This is a genomic window from Erythrobacter sp. 3-20A1M (assembly GCF_018636735.1).
Taxonomy (GTDB): domain Bacteria; phylum Pseudomonadota; class Alphaproteobacteria; order Sphingomonadales; family Sphingomonadaceae; genus Alteriqipengyuania.
In genome coordinates this window covers 2452071-2467790 of record NZ_CP045200.1, presented here as the reverse complement: position 1 = coordinate 2467790, position 15720 = coordinate 2452071, and the positions used below count along the sequence as shown (strand labels likewise).

Annotated in this window: 15 protein-coding genes; 1 reads left to right on the top strand and 14 read right to left on the bottom strand. The window is 65.2% G+C overall.

Translation table 11 applies throughout. The features are described from left to right. Positions 1-25: 25 nt before the first annotated feature. The 12 genes from F7D01_RS12075 to F7D01_RS12020 form a co-directional block, all read right to left on the bottom strand. Positions 26-1465 (bottom strand): carboxylesterase/lipase family protein, encoded by a 1440-nt coding sequence (locus tag F7D01_RS12075; protein ID WP_215227781.1) that lies wholly within the window; start codon positions 1463-1465, stop codon positions 26-28. 105 nt (positions 1466-1570) lie between these two features. Continuing rightward, positions 1571-2884, bottom strand: coding sequence for an oxygen-independent coproporphyrinogen III oxidase (gene hemN, locus F7D01_RS12070; protein WP_215229798.1), 1314 nt, complete (start codon positions 2882-2884; stop codon positions 1571-1573). Positions 2885-2915: 31 nt separating this feature from the next. Then, positions 2916-3137, bottom strand: coding sequence for a hypothetical protein (locus F7D01_RS12065; RefSeq protein ID WP_215227780.1), 222 nt, complete (start codon positions 3135-3137; stop codon positions 2916-2918). Continuing rightward, a complete protein-coding gene (gene ccoS, locus F7D01_RS12060; protein WP_215227779.1) occupies positions 3134-3304 on the bottom strand; it encodes a cbb3-type cytochrome oxidase assembly protein CcoS in 171 nt (56 codons plus the stop codon). The genes F7D01_RS12065 and ccoS overlap by 4 nt, the downstream gene beginning before the upstream one ends. Continuing rightward, on the bottom strand, positions 3301-5448 hold the full coding sequence (locus F7D01_RS12055) for a heavy metal translocating P-type ATPase (RefSeq protein WP_215227778.1): 2148 nt from the start codon (positions 5446-5448) through the stop codon (positions 3301-3303). The genes ccoS and F7D01_RS12055 overlap by 4 nt, the downstream gene beginning before the upstream one ends. After that, positions 5445-5903: a FixH family protein gene (locus F7D01_RS12050; protein WP_215227777.1), complete on the bottom strand. Its 459-nt coding sequence runs from the start codon at positions 5901-5903 to the stop codon at positions 5445-5447. Before F7D01_RS12050 ends, F7D01_RS12055 begins: the two co-directional genes overlap by 4 nt. Beyond that, a complete protein-coding gene (gene ccoG / locus F7D01_RS12045; protein ID WP_215227776.1) occupies positions 5900-7486 on the bottom strand; it encodes a cytochrome c oxidase accessory protein CcoG in 1587 nt (528 codons plus the stop codon). The genes F7D01_RS12050 and ccoG overlap by 4 nt, the downstream gene beginning before the upstream one ends. After that, positions 7473-8384 (bottom strand): cytochrome-c oxidase, cbb3-type subunit III, encoded by a 912-nt coding sequence (gene ccoP, locus F7D01_RS12040; protein ID WP_215227775.1) that lies wholly within the window; start codon positions 8382-8384, stop codon positions 7473-7475. Before ccoP ends, ccoG begins: the two co-directional genes overlap by 14 nt. Next, positions 8374-8538, bottom strand: a complete 165-nt coding sequence (locus F7D01_RS12035) for a cbb3-type cytochrome c oxidase subunit 3 (protein WP_215227774.1) — start codon at positions 8536-8538, stop codon at positions 8374-8376. The genes ccoP and F7D01_RS12035 overlap by 11 nt, the downstream gene beginning before the upstream one ends. Continuing rightward, positions 8535-9305, bottom strand: a complete 771-nt coding sequence (gene ccoO / locus F7D01_RS12030; protein WP_215227773.1) for a cytochrome-c oxidase, cbb3-type subunit II — start codon at positions 9303-9305, stop codon at positions 8535-8537. The genes F7D01_RS12035 and ccoO overlap by 4 nt, the downstream gene beginning before the upstream one ends. A 12-nt stretch (positions 9306-9317) precedes the next feature. Next, positions 9318-10817 carry a cytochrome-c oxidase, cbb3-type subunit I gene (ccoN, locus tag F7D01_RS12025; protein WP_371819724.1) on the bottom strand — a complete coding sequence of 500 codons (1500 nt, stop codon included), beginning with the start codon at positions 10815-10817 and terminating at the stop codon, positions 9318-9320. A gap of 273 nt (positions 10818-11090) precedes the next feature. Beyond that, a complete protein-coding gene (locus F7D01_RS12020) occupies positions 11091-11828 on the bottom strand; it encodes a helix-turn-helix domain-containing protein (protein ID WP_215227772.1) in 738 nt (245 codons plus the stop codon). Positions 11829-11965: 137 nt separating this feature from the next. Between F7D01_RS12020 and F7D01_RS12015 the strand changes: the two genes are divergently transcribed. Further along, entirely contained in the window at positions 11966-12640 is a 675-nt protein-coding gene (locus tag F7D01_RS12015) for an OmpW family protein (RefSeq protein ID WP_215227771.1), read from the top strand. A 101-nt stretch (positions 12641-12741) separates the two neighbouring features. On the opposite strand, the gene F7D01_RS12010 is transcribed toward F7D01_RS12015, so the two are convergent. Next, entirely contained in the window at positions 12742-13359 is a 618-nt protein-coding gene (locus F7D01_RS12010) for a CHAP domain-containing protein (protein ID WP_215227770.1), read from the bottom strand. Between the two features lie 201 nt (positions 13360-13560). Continuing rightward, a complete protein-coding gene (locus F7D01_RS12005; protein ID WP_215227769.1) occupies positions 13561-15609 on the bottom strand; it encodes a S46 family peptidase in 2049 nt (682 codons plus the stop codon). Positions 15610-15720 lie beyond the last annotated feature (111 nt).

The window sequence follows — 15720 nt, the reverse complement described above, 5'->3', positions numbered from 1 at the left end:
CCACGCCGAACCGCCAGGACGTACGTTAGCTACCGTGGGTGGCGTCGAGCTGGTCCCCGAGCGGATCGACCTGCGGTTCGGCCTTGCCCGCCTCCGAGAAGTCCATGATCATGTCCGACCCGCTGTCATAGCGGGGCCATTGCGGCAGGTCGTAGCCGTTCGGGTTGCCGGTCTTGGCGAAATCCACGACATAGCTGCTCATCACGTCGGCAATCGCCAGATCGCGATCAATGGTCTGTGCGCCGTACTTGATCCCCGCCGTGTCGAAGAAGTACGGGATATCGCTCGCGTGCTGCGCGCCCTCGGAGCCGACCGATTGCGCGACATAGGAGAAGCGATACTGCCATACCGGCACATCCTGGGCTGCTAGCTCGCCCGCGATGCGATGCGCGCCCGCGACCATGGTGCCGGTGGGGCCGCCTATGTCCGCACTGGTCGCCCCGATCATCACCGGGACATGCGCGAAGTTTCCGCTGCGATAGGCGGCGGCGGGATCGACCGCCAACTTGCCATCGACGAAGGGGCTGGCGAATGTGCGCGCGTTGCCCGACCGCGCCTCGAACATGGTGGCGAGGTTCAGCCCGTCGGTGACCTGCTCCGCCGAAAGCCCCCGCAGCTTCGCCAGCGCATCGGGATCTTCGGGTGCAATCCCCTTCCCCTGAGCGAAGCGCAATCCGATCGCTTCGGTGGTCGCGAGGTCGCTTTCGCCCATCCCGTGCCCGTCGCCACCCGACATGACGATTGCCTTGTCGAACAGACCCTGCGCCATCGGGGAGGTCACGAGAGTATGAACCGACATGCCACCCGCCGATTCGCCCATGATCGTGACGTTTTCGGGATCGCCCCCGAACGCAGCGATATTGCGCCGGACCCAGCGCAAGGCGGCAAGCTGGTCCATATAACCGTAATTGCCCAGCAGACCGTCGTCCGCATCGGCCATGGTCAGCGCAGGATGTGCGAAGGTGCCGAACCGGCCGACGCGGTAATTGAAGCTGACCACCACCGCGCCTTTCGCCGCGAGCGGCGCGCCGGAATAGGTGGGCGGCGAAGATCCGCCATTCACGAAACCGCCACCATAGATCCACACGATCACCGGCAGTTTCACAGGCGCGGCCGTCGGGCGCCATATGTTGGCGTAGAGGCAATCCTCGGCCGGCTGCGTTCCCAGCGGAGCCGCATCGCTCGAAAACGGCTTCTGCATGCAGTCGCTGGCGTAGCGCGTGGCATCGCGCACATCGTCCCACGGATCGGTGGGCTGCGGGGCGCGCCACCGCAGCGGCCCGACCGGAGGCGCGGCGAAGGGGATGCCTTTCCAGCTGACGATACCGTCCTCGACCATGCCCCGAACCGCGCCCGTATCGGTGCGCACCACAGCGACATCGTCCCCATCCTCCGGGGGCGCAGCGGTAGCGGACGTTGCCGAAAATGCGATGGCCAGAGCGGACAGGCTCGTGAGTATGCGCATGGTCGATCTCCGTTTCGCCGCAGCAATGCCGGTCGACCATTGCAGGATTACGCCCTTCGCACCATCCTTACCGCACCCGTTTCGGCCGTATCGAGCATCTGGCCCTCAGACAGCCGAGCTGAAACGACGCTGCGAATCCTGTCGATAGGGATCGAACAACGCGGCGATAGTACGGGCATAGGGCAGGCCGTCCGGCAGGATGGTGAGCCATCCCTCGTCCACACTGGCGAGGCCGCGTTCGATGAAGGGGGCGAGGCGCGGATGAACCTCCGCCAGCAAGCACGCGCCGATCCGGGCGTGACCGTGGCACAGCAGCCGTTCGATGACTGCGCCGCGATAGCGATCCTGAGCGGTGCGCCTGACCCCGTTCGCGGTCGCCAGAGCCCCCTGCGAAGCACGCATGCGGTAGCGCCCGGCGTTCTTCTCGTTCTGCACATGAAGATCGGGAAAGGAACTGATCGCTGACGCGCCCAGCCCGATCAGGTTGGGTGCATCGTCGTCGGTGAAACCTTGGAAATTGCGGTGCAGCCCGCCCCCGAGCGCTGCATGGGCCAGCGGGTCCCCTCCGGGCTTCGCGAAATGGTCGAAGCCGACCGGCGTGTAGCCATGCGTACACAGGTAGGCATAGCCTAGCGAGGCCATCGCGAACCGCTCTTCCTGATCGGGCAGGCGTTCGCCGTCGATCACCTTCTGGCGCGGGACTAGGTGTGGAACATGCGCATAGCCGAACAGCGACACCCGATCGGCCCCCAACACCCGCGTGCGGTGCAGCGTGTCGGTCAGGTCGTCGCGCGTCTGATCGGGCAGGCCGTACATGAGGTCGAAATTGAGCGAGGTAACGCCCGCATCGCGCAGCTGGTCGACCGTGCGCAGGATCAGATCCTCTCCCTGCACCCGGCCGATCGCCTGCTGGCAATGCGCGGCGAAGGTCTGCACGCCGAGGCTGGCCCGCTCAATCCCGACGGCCTGGATCACCGCGGCCCATTCGTCCGACATGCTGCGCGGATCGAGTTCGATGGAGAAGATGGGATTGGTAAGGGCAAACCGGGCGGTCAGCTTATCGACGAGGCGGGTGAATTCTGCCGGTGCCAGCGCATTCGGGCTGCCACCTCCGAAAGACAGGCGTCTGACCTTGGTGCCGGACGGCAGCAAGCCCGCCACGGTCTCTATCTCACGATGCAGCGCATCGAGATAGGACTGGAGCCGCGCCTGGCGACCGGCTGCACCTGTGTTGCACCCGCAGTAGAAACAGATCTTCTCGCAGAAGGGGATATGGACGTAGAGCGAGACATCGCCCGACACGGCCTCGATCGCCTTGCGATGATCGGCGGGCTGAAGCGCGCCGAACTCGGCGGCGGTAGGAAAGCTGGTGTACCGCGGAACGGGTGCCGCCAGCAGGTCTGGATGATAATGCCACATGCGGACGCTTTCGGCCGATCCGACCGCGCCGTCATTGCGTTGGATCAAATTCCTTGCGGTTGCAGCCAGCGTGGCACGCCTTGGCCGCACAATGGCCGGGTATTGTCGGCGGCTTACCCGGGATCGGGACTTCGAGGGTCCGGCTCTCGGTTCCCGAACAGATGGTCACGGACATCGTGTCTCCACTGGCGGGGCTGGTGCCGAGCGCGAGGGGCAGCAAGGCTGTCAGCGCGAGAAGCAAATTGCCGTTCATTCGTCTCGCTCCTGCCGGTCATCATCGTCGTCGTCGTCGATCAGGATGCGGTTGGCCGCGCCGTCCAGATCCTCGAACTGGCCATCGCGCATCGCCCAGAAGAACGTGGCGAGGCCGCCCCCGCCCATCAGCAGCGCGATAGGGATGAGATAGGCCAGCACACTCATACGATGGGCTTCCGCGCAGCGCGGGCCAGCCGCAGCGAGTTTCCGACCACCACCAGCGAGCTTGCCGACATGGCGACTGCCGCGATCAGCGGAGTCACGAGCCCAGCGAGCGCGAGCGGGATGGCGAGCGTGTTGTAACCGATCGCGAACCCGAAGTTCTGCCTCACGATCCGCATCGTCGCCCGCGCGACACGCACCGCGAGCGCGACCGGCATCAGATTCTCGCCCACGAACACCGCATCCGCCGCCTGCTGGCTCGCATCGCTCGCGGTGCCCGGCGCGATGGATGCATGTGCGGCGGCCAGCGCGGGACCGTCATTCAGTCCGTCGCCCACCATCAGCGGATTACGTCCGGCGCGCTTCAGTGCCTCCAGTGCGGCGAGCTTGCCCGCCGGATCGACCCCGCCCTTCCCCGCAATGCCAAGTTGCGCGCTTGCGCGCGCTACTGCCGCCGGTCCGTCCCCTGACAGGACCGACGCTTCCAGCCCGAGCGTCGCAAACGCGGCGACAGTCACTTTCGCGTCGGGCCGCAGCCGGTCTGCGAAGGCGATCAGGCGGCTGCGATCGCCGATCCGCAAGGAGACACTGGGCGTTTCACCGTTTGCGCGATCCGTTTCGGATGGCCGTTCGAGAGCGACCGGCAGGCCCTCGCAATGGCCGGTGATGCCCACGCCCCCGGCCTCCGCGACGTCGTCGATCCGGGCAGGGACGACCCCATGCGCAGCAAGCGACCTCGCCAATCCTACGCTGAGGGGATGTCGACTCTCCTGCGCCAGGCCCAGCGCGACGGCGCGTTCGCGCGGATCGAGATTGGCGATATCGGCGCGCAATTCGCCCAGGGTCAGCGTGCCGGTCTTGTCGAAAATGACGGTGTCGACCTCGGCCAGCCGTTCCAGCGCGCTGCCGTCTTTCACCAGCAGCCCTTTGCGGATCAAAGCGCCGGAGGCGACCACCTGGGCCGCGGGGACTGCCAGCCCCATCGCGCACGGACAGGTGATGATGAGGACGGCGATCGCAATGACTAGTGACTGGTGCCAGCCCGCTCCCGCGATCGTCCAGCCGACGAAGGCAAGCGCCGCCAGCGAATGGACGGCGGGCGCATAGAGACGCGCGGCGCGATCTGCGATACGGACATAGCGGCTGCGAGACTGGCCCGCTTCGTCCATCAGCCGGGCGATTTCCGCAATGGCCGTGTCGCTTCCGGTCGCCGAGATGCGCACCCGGATCGGATCGAGCAGATTGATGGCACCGGCATGGACCAGATCGCCGCGCCCGATCCGTTCGGGATTGCTTTCGCCGGTGAGCATGGAGTTGTCGATCGAGCCCCTGCCGTCTTCCAGCACGCCGTCCGCCGCCAGCGCCTCCCCCGCCGCGACGACCATCAGCATCCCGGGCGCAAGCTGGTCCGCAGCGACGCGCACGATTGATCCGTCGGCCTGTACCACCCCGGCTTCGCGCCCCATCCGCCCCAGCAGCGCCCCTATCCCGGCGCGCGTGCGGTTGCGCATCGTGGCGTCGAGCGCGCGGCCCGCCAGCAGGAAGAACAGCAGCATTACTGCGCTGTCGAAATAGGCGTGTTGCCCACCGGACAATGTCTCGTACAGGCTCAGACCTGTCGCCAGCAGGACGCCGATGGAGATCGGAACGTCCATATTGGTCCGCCGATGGCGTAGCGCCATCGCCGCCGATGCGAAGAACGGTCGGCCCGCATACGCGATGACCGGAAGGGCGATCAGCGCCGAGAGCCAGTGGAACAGTTCGCGCGTCGCCCCGCCCGCGCCGGACCAGACGCTGACCGACAGCAGCATGATGTTCATCATGCCGAAACCGGCGACGGCCAGCGCTCGCAGGAGCGCCCTGCCCTCGGCATCGTCCTGCGCCAGCGGGTTGGCCTCCACCGGCTGCGCGTCGAAGCCCAGGCGGCGCAGTTCGCCAACGAGCGCGCCCCGCGTCACGGATGGCACATGGTGCACCGCCACGCGCTTGGCAGAGAAGTTGACTCGCGCGGCTTCCACCCCCTCGAACGCGGACAGGCCACGCTCGATCTTGCCGATGCATCCGGCACACTTGATGCCCGGTACAGTCAGGCGCGTGTCGAGCATGCGCTCGCCCAAGGCGGGTTCAATGGCGACCGCCGCGTTCATTCGACGTGTTGCTCGCCGACCCAGCGATTGCTGCCCGAAACGATCGTGACGCGGGCGATCCAGCGTCCCGCCGGCATAGGCTGGTCGGAGCGGTAGCGGTCCTTCCCGCTAGCCTGGAAGGTCAGATCGACCTCGTCCTTCTGCCCCAACGGATGCCGCAGATGGGCAGACACATCGGCGGCTTGCGGCGCGCCAACGGTTTCGATCATCAGTCTCCCGTCTTTGGCTCGGTGTATATCGACCGACCAGCCAAGCTGCTCCTGCGCGCGTTCGGCGTCCAACCAGCCGTTGAAGTTCTGGCTCGCAACGTAGGAGTTCTCGACCACCACGCCGCCGAAGCCGCGCGTGGCAAGGGCGGCCATGGTGAAATTAACCGCGAAGACCACGGCGAAGCCGCCAACAAGGATCATCGCCATGTCGCGCCCGCTGAATTTGCGTCTGGTACGGCGGGTCATGGGGCGTCCTCTGGTGCGGACAGGCGGGTTTTCACGCTGTCGCTTTCGCCCTCCTCGTCCTGCGCGGTGATGCGGAAGGTGAAATCCTGCGCCGGCGTGCCCGGCGGCACGGCAATATAGGCGCGCACGCTGCGCGTCTGGTCGGCGGGGACCGTCACGACCTGCGTGGGCGCGGCATCGGCGCGACCGACCGTGCTAGACCACATCGTGGCATCCCGCAGACCTTCCACCGCGATCTCCATCTGGCGCGGGCGGCTCTGCATGTTGCGCAGGTTGAGCGTGAACGCATTGCGCACCGACCCGTCGCTCATCAGCATGTAGGGCGGGTTGCGATCGGGCGAGACCGTCAGTTCGGTGCGGCTGCGCGTGCCTAGCGCGAACAGCAGCGCGACCCCGATCCCACCCCAGACGAGGAAATAGACGATCGTTCGCGGGCGAAAGAGGGTGCGCCAGGGCGACCGGGGCGTTTCGCCCTTCGCTTCGCGTTCGCAATCCTCCAGCGTGGCATAATCGATCAGGCCGCGGGGACGGCCGACCTCGGCCATTACCTTGTCGCAGGCATCGATGCACAGCGCGCAGGTGATGCAGCCGATCTGCGGCCCCTCGCGAATGTCGATCCCGGTGGGGCAGACCTGCACGCATTGCATGCAGTCGATACAGTCGCCGAAATGCTCCGGATCGCGGCGCGCCTTCTTCACGCTGCCGCGCGGTTCGCCGCGCCAGTCCTTGTAGGTGACCATCAACGATTTCTCGTCGAGCATCGCGCTCTGGATACGCGGCCACGGGCACATGTAGATGCACACCTGCTCACGCATGAAGCCGCCCAGCGTCACCGTTGTCAGGGTCAGGATCGCGACGGTGATATAGGCGACCGGGGCCGCCTCCCCGGCGAAGAACTCCCGAAACAGCGTCGGCGCATCGGCGAAATAGAGGATCCATGCACCGCCCGTGACGAATCCGATCGCGGCGTAGATCGTCCATTTGAAGGCGCGCCGGAGCACCTTGCTCCAGCGCCAGGGCGCGGCGTCCAGGCGCGCGCGAGCATTGCGGTCGCCATCGATAAACCGGTCGATGTGCTGGAACAGGTCGGTCCATACCGTCTGCGGACAGGCATAACCGCACCAGGCCCGGCCGACCGCGCTGGTGACCAGGAACAGCCCCACCCCGGCCATGATCAACAGACCGGCGACGAAGTAGAATTCGTGCGGCCATATCTCGATCGAGAACATGTAGAAGCGGCGGTGGGCGACATCGACCAGCACCGCCTGGTCGGGTGCGTACGGCCCGCGGTCCCAGCGCAGCCAGGGAGTGACGTAGTAGATGCCGAGCGTCACCAGCATGACGAACCACTTGAAGCGCCTGAACGGCCCGTCGATCCTCTTGTTGTGGACCTGCTTGCGCGGTTCGTAGAGCTTTTCGCGCAGGTGGGCGCGATCGGGCTCGCCCGGTTCGTGCCGCTTCGTGGCCGCGCCCGGCGCCGCGACGGCGCTGCTTACCGGCCGGTTTGTTTTCGCCACGCCCCGCTCGATGACCGCCGATCGCGCTCGGCCATCATGTGGATGCGGTTCTTCAGGGTTGCTCATCGACCTCTACCTCGGGGTCCTTGGCGACCTCTACGAAGTCTTCGCCTCCCCCGAGCGAGTGGACATAGGCTGCCAGCATCTTGATCGTCACCGGATCGAGCCGATCGCCCCAGGCGGGCATCGCACCCATGCGCGGCTGAAGGACCTGCCTGCGAATGTCCTCCGGGGTGCCCCCACGCAGCCAGATCGCATCGTTGAGGCGCGGCGCACCGACTTCCCGATTGCCCTGGCCTTGGTTGCCGTGACACGCCGCGCAATTGTCGGCGAAGGTCTGCGCACCCAGGTTGGTCGAGCGCCCCTTGCCGCTGAGCGAGAGCACGTGGGACACGAGCGCTTCCAGCTGCTGCGGTTCGAAGGCACCCTCGAACGCGGGCATGACGCTGCTTCTCGTATCGGGATGGCCAGGCTGCCTGATACCGTTGAAGATCGTGTATTCGATTGCCTTCAGGTCGCCACCCCACAGCCAGTCGTCGTCGTTCAGATTGGGATAGCCGAGCCGTTGGCTGCCTGCCGCGCCTGAGCCGTGGCATTGGCTGCAGTTGACGGCGAAGGCAGCGCGTCCCCCGGCCACGGCCTGCGCCATCAGCGCGCTGTCATCCGGCAAGCGTTCGATCGGGGTGCGGGCCAGTGTGTCGCGCATGCCCTGCTGTGCCACTTGGGCGAGGTCGACCTGCTCGGCCAGCTGCCCCCGGCTCGACCAGCCGAGCAGGCCGGAAGTCGCCCGGTCCAGCATCGGCCACGCGGGAAAGGCGATGACGTAGCCGATCGCGAAGATGATGGTGAGATAGAACGTCCACAGCCACCAGCGCGGCAGCGGGGTATCGAGCTCTTCGATACCGTCCCACTCATGCCCGACGGTCGGAGTGCCGGTCGGCTCGTCAATGCGCTTATTCGCCATCGTTCTCATCCTCGAAAATGGATTTCGCGGCCGCGCGGTTGTGCTTGCCGGCGCCGGGGCGGAACGGCCAGGCACACAGGATCAGGAACACCACCACGATCGCGACGAGAGCGTGGCTGTCGGCCAGATGCCGCAGCTGGTCGTACAAGCTCACCGGCCCTTCTCCTGCGCCAGTTCCTCATGCGCCGCTGCGCTCTCGAAATCGACGAGCGTGCCTAGCATCTGCAGATAGGCGACCAGCGCATCCATCTCCGTCAGGCGCGTTGGATCACCATCGAAATCGCGCGCCTGCGCCTTGGGATAGCGGGCGAGAAAATCGGCCATGTCGCCTTCCGCCTCGGGATCGGCTTGCAACATCATGTCGGCCAACGCCTGGCCGATATCGCGATCGGAATAAGGCACGCCGACGCGCCGCAGCGCGGTCAGCATCGCGGCCGGATCGGCGACGTGCAGGTCGGTCTCCGCGAGGAAGCCGTATTGCGGCATCACGCTTTCGGGCACCACGCTTTGCGGCTCGCGCAGGTGCTGGACATGCCATTCGTCGGAATAGCGCCCGCCCACGCGCGCCAGGTCAGGCCCGGTGCGTTTGGAGCCCCACTGGAACGGGTGATCGTACATGCTTTCCGCGGCGAGGCTGTAATGCCCGTAGCGTTCCACCTCGTCGCGGAACGGACGGATCATCTGGCTGTGGCAGCTGTAGCAGCCTTCGCGGATATAGATGTCCCGACCCGCCTGCTCGAGCGGGGTATAGGGCCGCACGCCCTCCACCTTCTCGATCGTGTTGTCGATCCAGAACAGCGGGGCGATTTCCACGATACCGCCGATGGCGACGGTGAAGAACGTGGCGATAGCCAGCAGCGTGATATTGCGTTCCAGGCGCTTGTGGCCCTTCACGGTTTCCTTGACGGCGAGATCGGTCATGCCTGGATGATCCTATTCGGCGGGAACGGCGGCACCGGACGCCGGGCGCGCGGAAAGTGACGGGACGATCGGGCGATCGGCCTGCGGATCGTATGATGCATCGGTCAGGGGCGCTTCGTCGCGCAGGCGACCGGCCAGCGTCATCCAGATGTTGAATGCCATCACCACCGCGCCGGTCAGGTACATCGCCCCGCCGAAAGCGCGCATCACGTACATCGGATGCACCGCCGCGACGGTGTCGGCGAAGCTGTTCACCAGATAGCCGTCGGGCCCGTATTCGCGCCACATCAGCCCCTGGGTGATGCCTGCCACCCACATGCTGGCGGCGTAGAAGACGATCCCCAGCGTCGCGAGCCAGAAGTGCCAGTTGACCATGCGCAGGCTGTACAGCCGCTCCCGTCCCCACAGACGCGGAACCATGAAATAGACGCAGGCGAAGGTGATGAGCCCGTTCCACCCCAGCGCGCCCGAATGCACGTGGCCAATGGTCCAGTCGGTATAGTGCGACAGGCTGTTGACGCTCTTGATAGAGAGCATCGGACCCTCGAACGTGCTCATGCCGTAGAACGCGAGCGCCATCACCATCATCCGGATGATCGGATCGGTGCGGACCTTGTCCCACGCGCCGTTGAGCGTCATCAGCCCGTTGATCATCCCGCCCCAGCTGGGCATCCACAGCATGATCGAAAACACCATGCCCAGGGTCTGCGCCCAGTCGGGCAGCGCGGTGTAATGCAGGTGATGCGGGCCCGCCCAGATGTAGAGGAAGATCAGCGACCAGAAGTGGATGATCGAGAGGCGGTAGCTGTAGACCGGCCGTTCCGCCTGCTTCGGCACGAAGTAGTACATCATGCCCAGGAAGCCTGCAGTCAGGAAGAAACCGACCGCGTTATGGCCGTACCACCATTGGGTCAGCGCGTCCTGCACGCCCGAGAACGCGCTGTAGCTGCGTGATCCCAGGAAGCTGACCGGCACGGCCAGATTGTTGACCACATGGAGCATCGCCACGGTCACGATGAAGGCGAGGTAGAACCAGTTGGCGACGTAGATATGCGGTTCGCTGCGCTTCAGCAGCGTGCCCACGAATACCGCGAGATAGGCCAGCCAGACGACGGTGAGCCACAGGTCGACATACCATTCCGGCTCGGCATATTCTTTGGACTGGGTAACGCCCATCAGATAGCCCGTCGCCGCGAGCACGATGAACATCTGGTAGCCCCAGAAGACGAAGCGGGCGAGCGCGGGAAAGGCCAGCTGCGTGCGGCAGGTGCGCTGAACCACGTAGAAGCTGGTCGCGAGGAGCGCGTTGCCGCCGAAGGCGAAGATCACCGCGCTGGTATGCAGCGGACGCACGCGACCGAAATTGAGATAGGGTTGGAAATTGAGCTGGGGGAAGGAGAGCTGGAGCGCGATGAAGACGCCTACCAGCAGCCCGACGAGGCCCCAGAACATGGTCGCCAGCGTCGCCCAGCGGACCGGATCGTCGTCATAGCGGGAAGGACCCACGGGCATCTTGAAGAAGCCCTGCGCCCGGCCCAGCGGATCGAAGCGCGCCGCGTTATCCACATCAGCACGAAAGCGACGAGCCCGACGATCGTCGCGTGGACGGCGAAACCGCCGTCCGCCGCCGTCGCCGCGACGACCAGCGACAGCAGCATGATCCCGAACCACAGGCCTGCCCGGCCCAGCGCAGCTTCCGCTTGCATTAGAGTCTCCGTCCGTTTCGCGGGGCGTTAGGGTGCGTGTCGGCAAGCTTCATTGATCCAGCTCAAATTACGGAAAAATTCAGGCGGCCGCGGGCAGATGCCCGGCGCGTTCGTCGAGCCCCGGCAGATCGAGCAGGCGCACGATCGAGCGCCCGGACGTCTCGATCAGACCGACATCGCGCAATTCGCCGAGCTGGCGGCTGATGGTCTCGATCGTCAGGCCCAGACTGTCGGCGATATCGCGGCGCGACATGGGAAGGTCGAGAATGCAGGCGCTGTCGTGCGGCGATCCGCCCCTCTTGCCTGTCCGTTCGGCCATCACGACCAGGAAGCTCGCGACCCGCTCCTGCGCAGTCTTTCGTCCGAGCGTGATCGCCTTCTCGCGGGAACGGGCCAGAGCTGTCATTGCCCGGCCCAGCACAGCGTCCATCACAGCCGCTTCCCCGCGTGCGAGGCTCAGGAATGCGTCGAGCGGGAAGGTCACGAATTCGGACGGCACCAGAGCACACAGCATGTAGGCGTGGGCGGCCCGCGCAGGGACGGACACGAGGTCGCCCGAGAAATGAAACGCGACCACCTGCTCCCGCCCCTGGGAAGCATGCGCCACGAGCTTCGTCGCTCCGGAAGCGAGGAACACCATCTGGGCCACATCGTCGTCGGCAATGGCCGCCTCCCCGGCCGCAGCCGTCGTGTAGCGCGCTAAGGCCTGGAACCGGCGACGCAGCGCGTCCGGCAGGTTCGGCGGCAGAATGGCGGTCGCGAAGCGATCAAACGGATCGACCTCAGAAAAGGCTTCGCATTGGAGAAGGCGTTGCATGGCCCGCTGATGCCCCGTTCGCGCGAGCCCATCATTGATCTGCGTCAATGCACGTCGGAGCAGCCTTCCCCATCGGGATGCGAGCGATGCAATAGCCTGGGCCGCACGAGGTGGCCGCTGCATCGCGGAGAAGTAAGATGAAACTGTCAGTCCTGATGGGCGCGATCGCGCTCGGAACCCTCGTCGTACCGGCAACCGCGATGGCGCAGGAACGCGCCGGGTCGGTCCAGATCAAGGGTTTCGTGACCGCGGTTCTGCCCGACGGCAAAATCACCGACGTCGAAACCGATATCGTGGGCCTGCCCGCGAACACGCAGACGAAGGCGAACGACAATGTCGTTCCGACCATCGCCATCGAATATTTCGTGTCCGACAACGTCTCGATCGAGACGATCTGCTGCCTGACCCAGCATGATGTCGACGGCACAGCCGGGCTGCCGGGGGCCGAGTTCGTGTCCGACGCGAAGCTGATCCCGGCGACCGTCACCGCGAAGTATCATTTCGATCTGGGTGGGGCGAAACCCTATGTCGGGGCGGGTCCCGCCTATTTCATCTTCATCGACGAGAAGCCCGGATCGGCGACGATCCCGCTGGGGGTGACGGATTTCGACCTGTCGAACGAATTCGGACTGGCGCTTCAGGTTGGCGTCGACATCCCGCTGAACGATCGCGGACTGGGGCTGAGCGTCGACGCCAAGCGCTATTTCATCGATACGACGGCCCGCTGGTTCGCGGGCGATACGCTGGCGATACAGACGGAGCACAAGCTCGATCCGTGGGTGATCGGTGCCGGCCTCTCCTACCGCTTCTAGAGGGAGTGGTTACGCCGCGAACTGGCTCGTAATGGCAATCTCAACGACTCTGAACCGATCTGCGACCCGGTGTGGATAGGCTGCCGATCATGGCATTCGTTTCACCCACCTGTCGCTGGATTTCCCGCCTCGGTTGAATCGATCCCGATCCGCGGCAGGTAAAGAGCCAGCTCTTCTCCCCCGCCTGATGCCGACAATTGTACGAAAACGGGATCCGGCTCTGGCGCCGCCTTGTAGATGAAGCCGAAGGTCGGATTGCTGCGCGAGCCGAGCGCGTCGATCGGATCGTACCACACGCGCACCGAGCTCCAATCGCCTTCCTCCGACACGTCGACCGCGAGCACCCCGCTGTCGATCACGCTCGGGCCGGACCAGTTCGCATGGTCGAGCAGGATGCGCCGATCATCGAGGATGGCGGAGACGACCGCCACATGGCCCAGCGGCATCGCGCCGGTCGGACGAAATGCGAGGACCGCGCCGACCTGCGGGTCGCCGCCGCGCGGGAAGTGTCCCTCCGCCTGCCCCCACCACGTGAGGGCATTGCCGTGGATCTGGATGCCGGAGACCTGGCGCGCATAGGGCACGCACTGCAGATGGCTGGCCTGGGCCGCGACCGGGCCGATGGTCAGTGCGATGATACAGGAAGCGGCAAAAATCGCTCGCGTTTTACGATAGATACGCTCCGCACGGCAGCGGAAGCGCGATAACGCGCCCGTCATCGAGACCCTCCAGATTTTCCGTCCGAGGGCGATGTTACAAGGTCTCGGGAAAGGTGCCAGATGGCACCCGGTCCACTGGCCGCGTTCGGATAACGACTGGTCGCTAAGTCCGAATGGCGCAGCGGGCGCCAGCGTCAGGACGCGCCCTCTGGGCCTCCGACCGCAGCATGCGCGGCCGAAGGCTTCGGGTAACTTGCGCCGTCAGCGCGCTTTCAATTCCTTCACCAGCGCGGGTGCCGGGTAGATCGTCTCGAGCGCTTCCTGCACTGCGGCGGTCGACACCACGACCGTGCGATTGAGCGTCGGATCGTAGCCGTAATTTCCGCCCAGCGAATGGATGTTCCCGTCGAACGCCGCGCCGATCACGGTGCCCGCCTTGTCGATGACCGGCGAACCCGAATTGCCCCCGATGATGTCGTTGGTGGTCACGAAATCGTAGGTCGTGTCCATGTCGATCTTCGCCTTGTTGGCGGCGAAGGCGGGTGCGACGTCGAAGGGCGGGCTGCCCGTAGCCCGCTCGAAGGTCCCGCCCAGCGTGGTCGCGATCGGCACCTCGTTGCCGCGCTCGACCCAGCCCTTCACCTGGCCGTAGCTGATGCGTAGCGTGAAGGTGGCGTCAGGGTAGAGCGTGTCGCCATAGGCGGCGAAACGCGCATCGGCGAGCTTACCACCCGCGACCGTCAGCGGGCCGACATAGGCCTCGTCCACCTGCTGCTTCAGCTCGCGCTGGCGCGGGTTGAGCCGTAGCGCATACTGGATCATCGGATCATCCGAAGCTTCAATCGCGGCCATGCCGCCGTCCCACAGTTGCTGGCGATAGGCTGGGTCAGCCAGCTTGCTGCCCTCGACCAACCGCGTGGCGAGCGCTTCGGGGCTTTCCTTGCCCAGCAGCAGCTTGGAATCGGGATCGTCGACGCCGAGATATTCGCGCGCCTTCGACAGGCTCCATTCCAGCGACAGCTGGTCGAGCCAGTTGTAGACGGGCTTCTCGTCGAGGATCTGTTTGCGGGTCAGCGGCAGCGCGCTGTCGGTAAAGCCGGGCAGACGCTCGGCGTTGGGCTTCGTCCGCTCCTGCGCCGCCATGACCAGCGCCTGAGCATAGCTGTATAGATCGCTCGACGGCGAAATGAACCGATAGGGGAGGTATAGCGAGCGATAGGCGGTCACCGCGTCATCGACGTCCGCCCACGGATCGCCGATCTCGGCATTACCCGCGCTCTTCGCCTTGAGCTGGTCCTCCTTCGCCGCGAGCGTCGCGGTGAATGCCGGGTCGTTCAGCGCCTTCTGCCGGCCGATATAAACCTTCAGGCTGTTCTCGATGCCGTTGAGCATGTCGAGGCCTTCACGCGCATGATCGGGGCTCTCTTCCATCCCGCGGATCAGGCGGCCGCGCAGTTCGGACATCGTGGTGACCGTGATCGGCAGACGCACTTCGCGCTCGAAAGCGAGCTGGCTTTGCGTGTAGAGACGACTGGTCGAACCAGGATTGCCGACGACGAAGGTCAGTTCGCCTTCCTCCGGCGCGGTCGGATTCCACTGCAGGTGCTGCGGCGTGCTGACCGGCTTGCCGTTCTCGTAGGCGCGCAGGAAGCTCGCATCGAGAGAATAGCGCGGAAAATTGAAGTTGTCGGGATCGCCGCCGAATGTCGCGGCGCGATCCTCGGGCGACCAGACCAGCCGGACGTCGGAATATTTGCGATAGGTGTAGAGCTTGTACTGCCCGCCGCCGCACAGCGTCACGACCTGGCAACGAGTCGTATCGGTATCGGGGCACCCCGCCTTCTCGATCGCGGCGATCTTCGCATCGCGCGCCTTGGTCAGCGCCTCGCCAGTCAGCGATCCGATCGCGCCGGTGATGTCGCCGGTGACGTCGGTGATCTTCGTAACCACTTCCGCCTGCTGGCCCGGACATTTGAGTTCGAGATCGCGTCGGTCGGCGATGTAGCCATCGTTGAGATAGTCACTGCCCTGCTTCGAATTGTCGAACAGGCAACTCGCCACGCAGTGGTGGTTGGTCAGAATCAGGCCCGAACCTGAAACGAAGCTGGCCGAGCAGCCCCCGGTGAGGCGCACCGCCGCGGCTTGCACCTTGTCGAGCCACTGTTGGTTCGGCGCCCAGCCGTAGGCTCCCCTGACTTGCTCGGTCGGGAAATTGTCGAAGGTCCACATCCCCTCGTCGGCCTGCACCGGTTGGGCAGCGAGCGCGAAGGTGGAGGCGGCGACGAGAAACGTCGTGTTGGTAAGCTTCATCGGGGACATCCTTTCCAATATAGGCGTCGATCGCACAGGACGCGTCGGTCGTCATGCCATCCGCAAGGTTCTCTCGCTCACGCTTATGGCGAAGAGAGGGTTGCGCAAGGG

Excerpts from the sequence above, each read along its gene's own strand:
- F7D01_RS12075 (WP_215227781.1), bottom strand. The coding sequence starts at position 1,465 with ATGCGCATACTCACGAGCCTGTCCGCTCTGGCCATCGCATTTTCGGCA.
- hemN (WP_215229798.1), bottom strand. The coding sequence starts at position 2,884 with ATGTGGCATTATCATCCAGACCTGCTGGCGGCACCCGTTCCGCGGTAC.
- F7D01_RS12065 (WP_215227780.1), bottom strand. The coding sequence starts at position 3,137 with ATGAACGGCAATTTGCTTCTCGCGCTGACAGCCTTGCTGCCCCTCGCG.
- ccoS (WP_215227779.1), bottom strand. The coding sequence starts at position 3,304 with ATGAGTGTGCTGGCCTATCTCATCCCTATCGCGCTGCTGATGGGCGGG.
- F7D01_RS12055 (WP_215227778.1), bottom strand. The coding sequence starts at position 5,448 with ATGAACGCGGCGGTCGCCATTGAACCCGCCTTGGGCGAGCGCATGCTC.
- F7D01_RS12050 (WP_215227777.1), bottom strand. The coding sequence starts at position 5,903 with ATGACCCGCCGTACCAGACGCAAATTCAGCGGGCGCGACATGGCGATG.
- ccoG (WP_215227776.1), bottom strand. The coding sequence starts at position 7,486 with ATGAGCAACCCTGAAGAACCGCATCCACATGATGGCCGAGCGCGATCG.
- ccoP (WP_215227775.1), bottom strand. The coding sequence starts at position 8,384 with ATGGCGAATAAGCGCATTGACGAGCCGACCGGCACTCCGACCGTCGGG.
- ccoO (WP_215227773.1), bottom strand. The coding sequence starts at position 9,305 with ATGACCGATCTCGCCGTCAAGGAAACCGTGAAGGGCCACAAGCGCCTG.
- ccoN (WP_371819724.1), bottom strand. The coding sequence starts at position 10,817 with ATGCCCGTGGGTCCTTCCCGCTATGACGACGATCCGGTCCGCTGGGCG.
- F7D01_RS12020 (WP_215227772.1), bottom strand. The coding sequence starts at position 11,828 with ATGCAACGCCTTCTCCAATGCGAAGCCTTTTCTGAGGTCGATCCGTTT.
- F7D01_RS12015 (WP_215227771.1), top strand. The coding sequence starts at position 11,966 with ATGAAACTGTCAGTCCTGATGGGCGCGATCGCGCTCGGAACCCTCGTC.
- F7D01_RS12010 (WP_215227770.1), bottom strand. The coding sequence starts at position 13,359 with ATGACGGGCGCGTTATCGCGCTTCCGCTGCCGTGCGGAGCGTATCTAT.
- F7D01_RS12005 (WP_215227769.1), bottom strand. The coding sequence starts at position 15,609 with ATGAAGCTTACCAACACGACGTTTCTCGTCGCCGCCTCCACCTTCGCG.